This window comes from Poritiphilus flavus, assembly GCF_009901585.1.
Lineage (GTDB): Bacteria > Bacteroidota > Bacteroidia > Flavobacteriales > Flavobacteriaceae > Poritiphilus > Poritiphilus flavus.
Map to the genome: position 1 here is coordinate 22,771 of NZ_WXYO01000002.1, position 12,818 is coordinate 35,588.

Genomic DNA, 12,818 nt, shown 5'->3' on the forward strand with positions numbered 1-12,818 from the left:
CTTCATTTTACATCGCAGTGTTGAGATCGATTAAAATTGATGTGATGAAAAGGTGATAGGAACAAATCGTTTTCCCAAGGCCATATAAACCGGATGTCCAGGCGTAAAACTGTTGATATTAAAGTGATAAGTTCCCATTTAGTACAAGCCGGAAACCCTTAAAAATATGTTATTTCGTTGGCTAATATACTTCGGAACAATATTTGACGTTATTAAGAGAAAATCCGGTAATTCTTAACGGCAAGAGAACATTATGCGCCAGAAAAACACCGTTTTATTCCTGATATTGGCTGGAGCCTTCTTTCTCGGCCAGGGACAGGAATCAAGGATCTACACACACGACCAGAAGTTATATCAGCAAGCGCTGGCACTGTATAACGAAAAACAGTACCAGGCAGCACAAACCTTATTTGAACAGGTTAAATCCTCCACACGGGATGCTGAAACTGAAGCGAATAGCGCCTACTTTGTGGCAAATGCAGCCGTCAGACTAAACCAGCTTGGTGCAGATCGCCTCATGGAGGATTTTGTCGAACGGTATCCCACATCTACAAAACGAAATTCTGCCTTTTCAGACGTGGCCGACTACTATTTTGAGAATGGTAAGTATCCCTACGCCTTAAAATGGTATAAGAAAGTGGATCAGAGTTCACTTTCCCGAAAGGAGAAGGATCGCTTTAATTTTAATATGGGCTATTCCCTTTTTTCCTCCCGGAAACCCAAAGAGGCGGAGCGTTACATGAGCAAGGTTCAGAACTCTCCCACATACGGTTCCCAGGCTCAGTATTACCTGGGATATATCGCATACCAACAGGACGATTACGAAGGGGCAAATGAGCGTTTTGACCAGATCACAGACCAGGAATTGCTGGACGAAAAACTGTCTTATTACCAGGCGGATATGAATTTCAAACTGGGGAATTTCCAGGAAGCCATAGCACTGGCGGAAAAGCAGCTTCCAAAATCAGACCGCAGGGAGGTTTCCGAACTGAACAAGATCATCGGGGAGAGCTATTTCAACTTACAACAGTATAGTGAGGCCATTCCGTACCTGGAACAGTACAAGGGAAAACGAGGGAAATGGAGCAATACGGACTATTATCTGCTGGGATACTGCTATTATAAGCAGGAAGATTTCGCCAATGCCATCCAACAATTCAACAAGATCATCGGAGGCACGAACAGCGTTTCCCAGAATGCCTATTACCACCTGGCCGAGTGTTACCTGAATCTGGACAAAAAGCAGGAAGCCCTCAATGCCTTCCGGAATGCATCTCAGATGGACTTTAGTCCGGAAATGCAGAAAGACGCTTTGTTGAATTACGCCAGGTTGAGTTATGAGATCGGGAATGCCTATGAGCCGGTTCCTACTGTACTGACTTCCTACCTGGAAAAATATCCCAATGACGAGCATTCAGAAGAAATGCAGGAGTTGCTGGTGGATTCGTACATCACCTCCAAAAACTTTAATGGTGCGATGGAGTTGCTGGAAGAAAACCGGGATTTCGCCAGCAAAGCAACCTATCAGAAAGTCGCTTTTTACCGGGGTGTAGAGCTCTTTCTTGAGGCGGATTACGCTGCAGCTTCGGAAAGCTTTGAAAAATCCTTGAACAATGCTGCCGATGCCCTTTTTGAGGCCAGAGCGAGTTATTGGAAGGGGGAATCGGAGTACCTTTTGAACCGTTTTGACCAGGCACTTGCGGATTTTACCCGCTTCAAACAAAATTCCATAGCAACTTCCACCCCGGAGTACGATGATCTCGATTACAATCTGGGGTACACCCATTTTAAGTTAAAAGATTATGGCAATGCCATAGCCTACTACAAGGCCTATGCAGACAAGCACAGCAGCGGAGAGAAACTAAATGATGCCTATGTAAGGTTGGGGGATAGCTATTTTGTAACCAGCAAATACTGGCCGGCCATAGAGTCTTACAATAGCGCCCTGCAAACCAATGGCCCTGAAAAGGATTACGCTGCCTTTCAAAAGGCGATCAGCTATGGCTTTGTAGGTAAAAATGACAGTAAGCTGGAAGAATTGGGAAGTTTTGTTTCCAGGTATCCCAGGTCTTCCCTCAAAGACGATGCGCTCTTTGAGTTGGGTAATTCCTATATAAAGGCCAACCGTGAGACTGAAGGTCTGCAAACTTATGACAGGCTAATAGGGGAATACAAAAGAAGCCCACTGGTGTCGCGGGCACTGCTGAGACAGGGACTGGTTCACTACAATGCCAGCCGAAATGAAAAGGCGCTTTCAAAATTCAAGACGGTAGTAAGGGATTATCCGAACAGCCAGGAAGCCGTTCAGGCAGTGGCAACTGCCAAACTGATCTATGTAGACCTCGGACGCGTTAACGAGTACGCGCAATGGGTACAAGGATTGGACTTTGTGGAAGTAACAGATACCGAACTGGATGAGGCTACATTTGAGTCTGCGGACAAGCAAAACCTTGACGGTAAAAAGGATGCGGCTATAAGGGGATACGAAAATTACCTCAAAGAATTTCCCAATGGCATTAATGCGGTTAAAGCCAGCTTTAATTTAGCCCAGTTGTACTATGCAAAAAACGAAAAAGACAACGCACTGCCTCATTACCTAACGGTTGTGGACAGCGGTACCAGCGAATATGGGGAACAAGCGCTCACACGTGTTTGTGAGATCTATATCGGTAAGGACGATTATAACAGTGCCATTTCTTATCTGGAACGCCTGGAAGCAACGGCGGATATCAATCAGAACCGGACTTTCGCGAGGTCTAACCTGATGAAGGGCTATTACCAGCAGAAGAATTACGATCAGACCCTGGCTTATGCGGAAAAAGTACTTGCCACTTCGGGTATAGACAATCGTATTAAGAGTGACGCCCAGATCATGATCGCGAGATCGGCCATTCAGACCGGGGACGAAATTAAGGCTGAAGAGGCCTATGCGAAAGTGCTAAAGATAGCCACAGGAGCAACCGCGGCAGAGGCCTTGTACTATGACGCCTACTTTAAGAATAAGGCCAATGAGTACGAAGCTTCAAATAATTCAGTACAAAAACTGGCCAAAGACTATGCCGCATATAAGGAATGGGGAGGAAAAGGTCTGTTGCTTATGGCATCGAATTTTTATGCGCTTGACGATGCCTATCAGGCCACTTATATTCTGGAAAGTGTAATAGCGAATTTCGGCCAGTATCCGGAGATCGTTGCCGAGGCAGAAGGCGAATTAGCCATAATAAAAGCTAAAGAAGCACAGCGAAACTCATCCGTGAATTCGGATGGCAACTAAAAACGTGAGGACAGGCAGGTTATATGCCTTTGTCCAAACCAATATGAGATTGTTCTTTCCGCTTTCCAACCGTGTCGGAAAGAAAGATATAATTGAGAAGAACACATGATGCGACAACAGATCAGTTTGGCGTTCCTGTTTACGGTATGCCTGAGTCAATGGGGGATGGCCCAGGAGCGGGATACCGACATAGGAACGGAGACCGTAACCGTGGTCAGGCCTTATTCCCCTACGGTATCGGATGCCTTTAAGATCCGGTCTACACCGAATCTGAACGATTCCATTGTACTCCAGAAAAAAAAGATCAACTACAGTATCTTTTCTGTGCCGGTGGCATCTACCTTTACTCCGGCCAAGGGCAAGGCAGCCAGGGTGAAGCGAAGTAAGCCGGAGAAGATCTATAATTCGTATGCCTCAGTTGGCTTGGGTAATTTTAACAATGCCCTGGTGGATTTCTATACCAGCCGTGATATCAATAGGGGAGATGAACGAATAGACGTGGCCCTGAATCATCATTCCTCCAGGGGAGATATAGACAATACCCCTCTGGATACGGATTTTTACAATACCAAACTGGAGGCTTCCTATTCCAAAAAAGATAGGGATCTTGACTGGGGAGCTAATATCGGTCTGCAGCATCAGCGATATAATTGGTACGGCCTGCCGGAAAATGTATTTGACGAAACTACTATTAACGCAATAGACGAAGGACAGAATTATTTCACTGCAGAGGCAGGGGCTCATATAAACATAGAAGATTCTGCCTTTAAAAAAGGAGAACTGCTCTTCAGGCGATTTTGGGATGAAGTGGATTCCGGAGAGAACCGGGCAGTTTTGGCCCCGGTATTTGAACTGCCGATAACAGAAGAATTGTTTACCATTAAGACGCGAATCGACTATGTAGGAGGCAGTTTCGAAAACGCCAATGTCAATAACGAGCTAAACAATCCGCCAATAGATTACAGTCATGTGCAGTTCGGTGTTACTCCAAGCCTGCTGATCCTAAGGGATGAACTAACCCTGAACCTCGGAGCGAATATCGTCTATGGATTGGATAATGAAAACAGCGATAACAATTTTTATATCTACCCGGCAGTCACCGCTTCCTATCGCCTCTTAGACGATGTGGCCATTGCCTATGGGGGAGTAGAAGGAAGGCTGCAACAGAATTCGTACTATGATTTTGTACAGGACAATCCCTATGTTTCACCTACCCTGAGTATTCTGCCTACGGATCAGCAATACGATGCTTATGTTGGACTTAAAGGACAATTACTCCCAAACCTGAGCTATAACATTAAAGGCTCTTATACCGCAGAAAACAGAAGGCCACTGTTCAAACTCAATCCGCAAAACCCCTTCCGGGACGACGAAAAGGGGTACTATTTCGGGAACTCTTTCGAAGTGTTTTATGACGACATCAAAACGCTGGGCATTTTTGGCGAATTGAATGTGGATATTAACCGGAATTTTTCCTTTGGTATTAATGCCGAAGTCTATGATTACGACACTGAAACGGATAACCCAGCCTGGAACTTACCCAATCTTCAAGGATCGCTTTTCCTGGATTACCAGATCGGGGAACAGTGGTTCATGGGCGCCAATCTATTCTACGTAGGAGAACGGGAAGACCTGAGTTCTGTCGCGGTACAGGGTGCGGACCCTGAAGACTTCATAACCAATGTATTGACCCTGGACAGTTTCTTTGATGCAAATGCGCATTTGGGATACCGTATCAATGAGCAGCTTTCCGTATTCGCAAAAGCCAGTAATATTGCAAACAATCAATATCAACGTTGGGCGAACTTCCGTGTTCAGAGTTTCCAGATATTAGGTGGAGTAACCTATAAGTTCGATTTTTAAAGGGGTTACGAGAGTTTATTGCCAATCCCTGGGAAAAACTTTAAGATAGTTTTAAACTAAACTTTTCCTAAAGTGTTACCCTGGCTGCTCATAAATTTCTACCTTTTTCCTATCATCAATCATAAACCTGATCAATTGTGAAGAGACGTCATCTCATTACTTCCTTTATTGTTCTCATTTTTCCGGTCATTGTGATCTCCGCCCTTACAAACTACGGTTTTGACAAACCCGTACTGGAAAACGAAAAAACTGAGCAAGTAGAACCAAAATCCGAATTCTCCTGTCATAAAAAGTCTAGCCAGAAACAAGTAGCCACCCCTGGCTCCAGCTGATCCATCCGGGCCATTTAAAATGCCAAGGATTTGGACCAAATAGACAAATTACTCCACAGAATTTGACGTAGTTTAGTGCCTTAAACGAGCACTGAGAATGATCCAGGACTACAAACAGATCAATCTTTATGGTAAAAAAGTCTTTGAAAAGGCCGTGGTTTCACCGCCCTTCAGATTTTTTTATAGCATGCCCGATGAAGCCTGCTTTTTTTACCTTCTCAAAGGGAGCAACGCCGTTTATGCACCTACTGAGAAACAGCTGGTAGACCGGAAAGAAGGTGTGGTCATGCAGTGCGGTAGCTATTTTTGCGATGTTCTGGCCTCGGACGATTCGGAATTTTGCGAGGCAGTTGCGGTGCATCTCCCATTGGAGGTATTAAGGATGATCTACGATAAGGAGTTTCCGGATTTTCTTTTAAAGGTTAACGAAGTGCAACCCCTGCAACTGGAAAAATACGAGTCGTCAGAACTTTTAAAGAGTTATATAGACAATCTGCAATTCTATTTTGACAACCCCAGTATTGTTACCGAAGAGATCCTCAAACTAAAACTGAAAGAACTCATACTGATACTGGCGAAAACGGATAATGCAGAGACCGTCAAGCAGATCCTGGCAGGCCTGTTCACCCGGGTTGAGGTAGAGTTTAAGGCTGTAATTGAAGCGAATCTATACAATAACTTTTCTGTAGAAGAACTTTCCAAACTCACCCACCTTAGCTTGTCCTCTTTTAAACGGGAATTCCAAAAACATTACGGTACTTCCCCGGCCAAGTATATCAAAGAGCAAAAACTGAAAAAGGCGGCCAAACTATTAAAGGTTACCGATCTTAGGGTCTCATCCATCGCTTTCGATTGCGGTTTTTCGGATTTGGCACACTTTTCCAGGTCTTTTCAGAAGTTCCACGGGCTTTCGCCAAGTGATTTTCGACTGAACGTCAAAGACAAATCTTTGGACTGATTGTCCAAAAACTTCCGCGTTGCACGTCTCATCTTTGTAGGGTAATCCAGTGATAACCCTAAATTCAAAAAAATGACAGATGCAATTAAAAAAAACACAGTATTTCTTTTTGTTCTCACCTTCGCAACTACGGTTCAGGCACAAAAGAAAGTACAGCAATTCACGGAATCAAAAGTCCTTGACGTTCCTGCGGAAAAAGTATGGGCTATTGTAGGGGAAGATTATGGAGCCATTGCCTATTCGCATCCCATGATAATGTCCTCTGACTACGTCAATGGTACGCTTAAAGCTGAAGAGGGAGCTGAAAGGGTATGTACCTTCAACAAGAAAGGGACTAAGTTCGTTAAAGAAAAAATGACGAACTATCGCCCAGAGGAGATGAGCTTTACCAACACTGTTTACCAGGCCGGCCGCTTTCCGGTGGACCCGGAATACACCAAAGCCATATACAAAGTAGAAGCCCTTAGCAATGGGCAGAGCAGGTTTACTTTTAGTATGCAATACAGGACCAAACCTGCATTCATGGGTGCCATGGCCAAGGGGAAATTCAAAAAAATGATCCGGGATTATTTTATTGCTGTTGAACATCACGCAAAAACCGGTGAAAAGGTGACAAAAGAAAATTTCAGGAAGATCCGTAAGAAGTATTCTTAGATGCATTAGGCATGAAAATTCCGAACCCCGGCTCCTTCAGGAACCGGGGTTTTGCATTTATAAACCATAGTGATTTGCTCATTACACCCTAATTTTAAGCCACTTAGGCGAAGGATGGCCTTAAAAAAATCACTAAATGCCCCATATTCTGTAATTTAGCTTTAGTGAATTATTAAAGCCTTGAATTTTCGTGAGACCGTTATGGCTACATATCGTCATATCCGCTCTAATTCTTTGGGTTTCGGACGGTTCTGCCCAAAATCTGGTGAAGAACCCCAGTTTCGAAGAATATGAGAAATGCCCGTCCAGTCTGGGTAATTTTGCTTCTGATGTGGCCCATTGGAGCACGCCTACCCATGGATCTACGGATTACTTTAATTCCTGTAGCAAGGCCATGGGTACTCCTAAAAACTTTAATGGAGAACAGCCCTCCGATTTTGGCAAAGGCTATGCCGGACTCTACCTCTATGCTCCTGACGATTACCGCGAATACATCCAGGTAGCCTTGACAGAAACCCTGAAAAAAGGTGTTTCCTACGAACTATCGTTTTACGTAAGTCTGGCCGAACGCTCGGATTACGCTGTAAAGGATTTTGGAGTTTTGTTTTCCAGGGATGAATTAGTGGTAGATATTAAGAAGACCTTATCCCGTATGCATTTGTACCGGCAGCAAGGCAATGCCTACAACAGTATGGAGATCGGATATACGAATTTCTACAGGGATACCAAAGACTGGATACTGGTCAATACGCGTTTTGAAGCCAAGGGTACAGAAAATTACATGACCATAGGTAACTTTCAAAGGAATAACCGCACCAGGAAATTCAAGACCAAACGGGATGCCCGTAAGGGAGCCTATTATTATATTGACATGGTGGAGCTAAGGCAGATCAGGCGGAACCAGAATGATGCTGAAACTGCTATTGCAGAACTCCCTACACAGACTCCAGATTACGAACTCGATAAGTCCATGGTCTTTGAGAATGTACTCTTCTCTTTTGATAAGTATGAGCTAAAAAGCGAAGCAAAGGAAGAACTTAGCAGGATCTATGAATACCTTAGGACCGATACTTCACTTATGATCTACATCGAAGGGCATACTGATACCAAAGGCGGTAAATCCTATAATCAAAGACTTTCGGAAAACCGCTGTCTCGCGGTTGCTGATTTCATGAAGAGTCTGGGACTGGAAGCAGACAGGTTGCGCTGGAAAGGACTTGGGGGTTCCCGGCCAATAGCGGATAACGCCACAGAGGAGGGGAGACGGCAGAATCGCAGGGTAGAATTTGTAATCAGCAAAGCGCCGATCAGGTGATCCCCTTTGCCAGTTCAAAATAATTATATTTGTTGGCTATCCGTTCTTTCAGGCCTATTGCGGCCGCGGAGAACACACGAAGAACCCTTATAGTAATGAAAAAATTCCTGTTCCTGATCATCCTTATTTGTCTAGGATGTGAATACTCCAAAGAAACGGTAGATATGATCGTCCTAAATGCCAATATCTATACCGTTGACGACAACTTCAGCAAAGCGGAATCCTTTGCTGTAAAGGATGGAAAGTTTGTCGCCGTGGGTACTGAAAACCTCATAACCGAAAAGTATAGCTCTGAAACCGTAGTGGATGCTGATGGTAAGACCATCATTCCAGGTATTATAGACGCGCACTGTCATTTCTACGGATTGGGATTAAATCAACAAGTTGTGGACCTGGTCGGCACGGAGAGCTATGAAGAAGTTTTGGAGCTGGTAAAGGCCTTTCAGGAACAAAATCCCAGTAGCTTTATCCGGGGCAGGGGATGGGACCAGAATGATTGGGAGATCAAAGAATTCCCTACCAGGAAGGAATTGGACGAGCTTTTTCCGGATATACCGGTGGCTTTGGAGAGGGTAGACGGGCATGCGTTTTTGGTAAATCAAAAGGCCCTGGATTTGGCGGGCATTGATGGGCAAACTCAAGTTGAGGGAGGAGAGATTGTCAAAGAAGCGGGGCAGCCCACCGGAGTACTCGTAGACAGCCCGATGAACCTTGTTGAAGCGACCATGCCCCCACCCAGCCGGGCAGAGCAGATCCAGGCGCTGAAAGCGGCTCAGAAGATCTGTTTTGACTATGGCCTCACCACGGTGAATGACGCTGGATTGGATCGCTCGGTCATAGAGTTGATAGACAGTTTACAACAGGCTGGTGAATTGTCTATCAGAGTTTACGCGATGATCAGCAATAGAAAAGAAAACCTGGACTATTACCTGGATAAAGGTGTCCGTAAAACGGAAAAACTGCACGTAGGCTCCGTCAAGGTGTATGCGGACGGTGCTTTGGGCTCACGCGGAGCAGCTTTGAAAGAGCCTTATTCCGATCATCCCGGTCATTTCGGCGCTATGATCACTCCTGCCGAAGACATGGAGGAACTAGCCATGCGTATAGCCGCCTCTGAGTATCAAATGAATACACATGCCATAGGGGACTCTGCAAATGTCGCTGTCCTCAGAGCGTATCAAAAGGCCCTGGAAAACAAAACGGACAGAAGATGGAAAGTGGAGCACGCCCAGGTGATCAGTCCCAAAGATTTTGAATTCTTCAAACAGGGTATCATTCCTTCGGTACAACCTACCCATGCCACCAGCGATATGTATTGGGCGGAAGACCGTCTGGGAGAAGATAGGATTAAAGGCGCTTACGCTTTCAGAACACTACTTCATGCAGCCGGATTGGTGGCCCTGGGAACGGATTTTCCAGTAGAAGAGGTAAGCCCTTTTCTCACCTTTTACGCTGCAGTAGCCCGAAAGGACCTCGAAAATTACCCCGAAGGTGGCTTTATGCCGGAAGAAGTATTGTCCAGGGAGGAAACCTTAAAGGGAATGACCATTTGGGCTGCCTACTCCAACTTCGAAGAAAACGAAAAAGGCAGTATAGAGCCAGGTAAATTCGCTGACTTTGTGGTCCTAAGTGAGGATATTATGAGTATTCGGGACGAGGACATTCCCAACGTTCAGGCCGAGCAGGTCTACATAGATGGCCGGATCGCTGAATAAGATTATAATAACAAAAAAACCAGGAAGTAAGTACTTCCTGGCTCATTTCATTTCTGTTTAGAAGGTATGCTAAAATGATATTGGGAGTGCGACCCTTGTGGTGCCCCATCCCATGATCATATGTACACCGCCATCCACTTCCTTATAGGCGATGGAAAAGGCCTCCAACGATTTGTTTCCTTCACTTACTTTGGCCTTTACCCTTGCAACATCAGCAGATTCGTCGTAAGAATAGGCTCCCCATTGGTTGAGTTTGCTGTTTAGAATTACAGTCCACTCTCCATCACCTGGAATAGTAAACAGGGAATAGGTCCCGGCCTTTACAGCCTGCCCGCCTACGGTTGCATCCTTATACAAGGTAATCTCAACAGCCTCGTTGGCTCCGGTTCTCCAAACCTTACCTGCAGGTGCCAGATCCGCCATAGAACGTCCTTTTAATTGAGGTCTGCTGTAGATGACCCGGACACTTTTGTCCGAGATACGACCGCTGGATGGGTAGGAAGCAATGTCCGCAGGGCTCTTGTCCAGACCGCTAAAATCCTGAGCTGAAAGTTGAGTTGTGAATACCATAGCAAATACCATGGTTGCTAGTGTCAATAATTTCTTCATGATAGTGATTGTTTAATATTCGCTAAAGCTAAATGCTTTTTCAATGCTTGGTTTATAAAAAGTCGTTAAAATTTCCTGAGCTTACATAATTCGGATTATTAAGAGTTTATTGGCGCTATAAATTACAATACTAATCTAATATTGAAATATATGTTATAATTTATAACTATATGTTCTATTTATATTTGTTAATTGAAAGTTTCTAAACAACTTTGTATTCTTAACTGATAAATTAAACTATTTATGTGTGGAATTGTATGTGCGTTTGATGTAAAGGAAAGCACCGAGATTTTACGTCCCAGATTATTGGAAATGTCCAAAAAACTAAGGCATAGAGGGCCGGACTGGAGTGGTATTTACGCCGATGAAAAGGCGGTTTTGGCTCATGAAAGACTTGCGATAGTAGATCCCGCCTCAGGGAAGCAACCTTTGTTCAGCCAGGACGGAAAGCTGGTATTGGCAGCTAACGGTGAAATTTATAACCACAGGGAATTGCGAAAGCAATTTGAAGGCCGGTATGAGTTCCGTACGGAGTCTGACTGTGAAGTGATACTTGCGCTCTATAAGGAAAAAGGTCCTGAATTCGTTGATGAGATGAACGGAATTTTCGGTTTTGCTATCTACGATTCAGAGAAAGAAGAATATTTTATTGCCAGAGACCATATGGGGATTATCCCGCTTTATATGGGCTGGGATAAGCACGGTACCTTTTATGTGGCTTCAGAATTGAAAGCATTGGAAGGGACCTGTTCAAAAATTGAATTGTTTCCCCCCGGGCACTATTTGCATAGTGCTGAAGGCGAATTAAAGAAATGGTACAGCCGCGACTGGATGGAATATGAGGCCGTTAAGGAAAACGAGACCAGTATACGGGAGATACGAGAGGCCCTGGAGGCCGCGGTTCACAGACAATTGATGTCTGATGTGCCTTATGGGGTGCTGCTTTCCGGTGGTCTTGACTCCTCGGTCACCTCCGCCATCGCAAAGAAATATTCGCAAATGCGTATTGAGTCCGGTGACACCAAGGAAGCCTGGTGGCCTCAGTTGCATTCCTTTTCTGTAGGGTTGGAAGGGTCTCCCGATCTTGAAGCCGCTCAGAGAGTGGCAGACCATATCGGTACCATACACCACGAGATCAAGTTTACGATTCAGGAAGGCCTTGATGCGATCAGGGATGTGATCTACAACCTGGAAACCTATGATATCACTACCGTAAGAGCCTCTACACCCATGTATCTTATGGCCAGGGTAATTAAGTCCATGGGCATAAAAATGGTACTGTCAGGGGAAGGTGCGGATGAATTGTTTGGAGGGTATTTATATTTCCATAAAGCCCCCAGCGCAAAGGATTTTCACGAAGAAACAGTCCGTAAACTGAGCAAATTGCATATGTACGATTGTTTACGTGCCAATAAGTCATTAGCGGCATGGGGAATAGAAGGGCGTGTGCCATTTCTGGATAAAGAGTTTATCGATGTGGCCATGCGGATAAACCCAAAGGACAAACTGATCAATGGTGAACGTATGGAGAAATGGGTCGTAAGGAAGGCTTTTGAAGATTACCTGCCCGAAAGCGTTGCCTGGAGGCAGAAGGAGCAGTTCTCTGATGGAGTGGGATACAGTTGGATAGATACACTGAAACAGCTTGTAGAAGAGAAAGTAACCGATGAACAATTGGCCAATGCTAAATTCCGCTTCCCCTTGCAGACCCCAACCTCCAAGGAAGAATACTATTACCGGTCTATTTTTGAGGGGCATTTCCCTTCAGATGCAGCCGCTTTAAGCGTTCCTCAGGAAGCTTCTGTGGCCTGTAGCACCCAGATAGCTCTGGAATGGGATGAGGCCTTTAAGAACATGAATGACCCTTCAGGAAGGGCTGTCGCGTTCGTTCACGAAGATGCTTACGAAAAATAACTTTTGAGATTCTGTTGCCTGCCACAGTAAAGGCAGGTTTGTTTTTATTTTAATTAGTCCGTAAGAAGCACCGTTATTTCGGTGCTTCTTTTGTTTGGGATAACGTGGCGGCCGGTATCTGAGAGGCAACTAAAAGAGGTCGTTTCCAGGCCTTATTCAGATAGCGGATTTAACTGAAAATAAG

9 protein-coding genes are annotated in these 12,818 nt (G+C 44.9%); 8 read left to right on the forward strand and 1 reads right to left on the reverse strand.

The annotated features are described in order from the left end of the window. The first annotated feature begins 253 nt into the window (after positions 1-253). The 7 genes from GTQ38_RS03585 (at position 254) to GTQ38_RS03615 (ending at position 10,111) form a co-directional block, all read left to right on the forward strand. A complete protein-coding gene (locus GTQ38_RS03585) occupies positions 254-3,274 on the forward strand; it encodes a tetratricopeptide repeat protein (protein ID WP_161434120.1) in 3,021 nt (1,006 codons plus the stop codon). Positions 3,275-3,382: 108 nt separating this feature from the next. Further along, positions 3,383-5,137, forward strand: a complete 1,755-nt coding sequence (locus GTQ38_RS03590) for a TonB-dependent receptor (protein WP_161434743.1) — start codon at positions 3,383-3,385, stop codon at positions 5,135-5,137. A gap of 137 nt (positions 5,138-5,274) precedes the next feature. Next, on the forward strand, positions 5,275-5,469 hold the full coding sequence (locus tag GTQ38_RS03595) for a hypothetical protein (RefSeq protein WP_161434121.1): 195 nt from the start codon (positions 5,275-5,277) through the stop codon (positions 5,467-5,469). A gap of 97 nt (positions 5,470-5,566) precedes the next feature. Next, positions 5,567-6,427: a helix-turn-helix domain-containing protein gene (locus GTQ38_RS03600; RefSeq protein ID WP_161434122.1), complete on the forward strand. Its 861-nt coding sequence runs from the start codon at positions 5,567-5,569 to the stop codon at positions 6,425-6,427. Positions 6,428-6,499: 72 nt separating this feature from the next. Beyond that, positions 6,500-7,081: an SRPBCC family protein gene (locus GTQ38_RS03605; RefSeq protein ID WP_161434123.1), complete on the forward strand. Its 582-nt coding sequence runs from the start codon at positions 6,500-6,502 to the stop codon at positions 7,079-7,081. Positions 7,082-7,271: 190 nt separating this feature from the next. After that, the gene (locus GTQ38_RS03610; RefSeq protein WP_317169036.1) at positions 7,272-8,396 is read left to right on the forward strand and encodes an OmpA family protein; all 1,125 of its coding nucleotides are present in this window, start codon (positions 7,272-7,274) and stop codon (positions 8,394-8,396) included. Positions 8,397-8,491: 95 nt separating this feature from the next. Continuing rightward, entirely contained in the window at positions 8,492-10,111 is a 1,620-nt protein-coding gene (locus tag GTQ38_RS03615) for an amidohydrolase (RefSeq protein ID WP_161434124.1), read from the forward strand. Positions 10,112-10,180: 69 nt separating this feature from the next. Here GTQ38_RS03615 and GTQ38_RS03620 read toward each other — a convergent pair whose 3' ends face one another. Then, on the reverse strand, positions 10,181-10,720 hold the full coding sequence (locus GTQ38_RS03620) for a DUF2911 domain-containing protein (RefSeq protein WP_161434125.1): 540 nt from the start codon (positions 10,718-10,720) through the stop codon (positions 10,181-10,183). A 243-nt stretch (positions 10,721-10,963) separates the two neighbouring features. On the opposite strand from GTQ38_RS03620, the gene asnB reads away from it, so the two are divergent. Continuing rightward, on the forward strand, positions 10,964-12,634 hold the full coding sequence (gene asnB / locus GTQ38_RS03625; RefSeq protein ID WP_161434126.1) for an asparagine synthase B: 1,671 nt from the start codon (positions 10,964-10,966) through the stop codon (positions 12,632-12,634). The last annotated feature ends 184 nt before the right edge of the window (positions 12,635-12,818 follow it).

Bases quoted from the DNA above. Each gene is read 5' to 3' on its own strand.
- GTQ38_RS03585 (WP_161434120.1), top strand. From the start codon at position 254: ATGCGCCAGAAAAACACCGTTTTATTCCTGATATTGGCTGGAGCCTTC.
- GTQ38_RS03590 (WP_161434743.1), top strand. From the start codon at position 3,383: ATGCGACAACAGATCAGTTTGGCGTTCCTGTTTACGGTATGCCTGAGT.
- GTQ38_RS03600 (WP_161434122.1), top strand. From the start codon at position 5,567: ATGATCCAGGACTACAAACAGATCAATCTTTATGGTAAAAAAGTCTTT.
- GTQ38_RS03605 (WP_161434123.1), top strand. From the start codon at position 6,500: ATGACAGATGCAATTAAAAAAAACACAGTATTTCTTTTTGTTCTCACC.
- GTQ38_RS03615 (WP_161434124.1), top strand. From the start codon at position 8,492: ATGAAAAAATTCCTGTTCCTGATCATCCTTATTTGTCTAGGATGTGAA.
- GTQ38_RS03620 (WP_161434125.1), bottom strand. From the start codon at position 10,720: ATGAAGAAATTATTGACACTAGCAACCATGGTATTTGCTATGGTATTC.
- asnB (WP_161434126.1), top strand. From the start codon at position 10,964: ATGTGTGGAATTGTATGTGCGTTTGATGTAAAGGAAAGCACCGAGATT.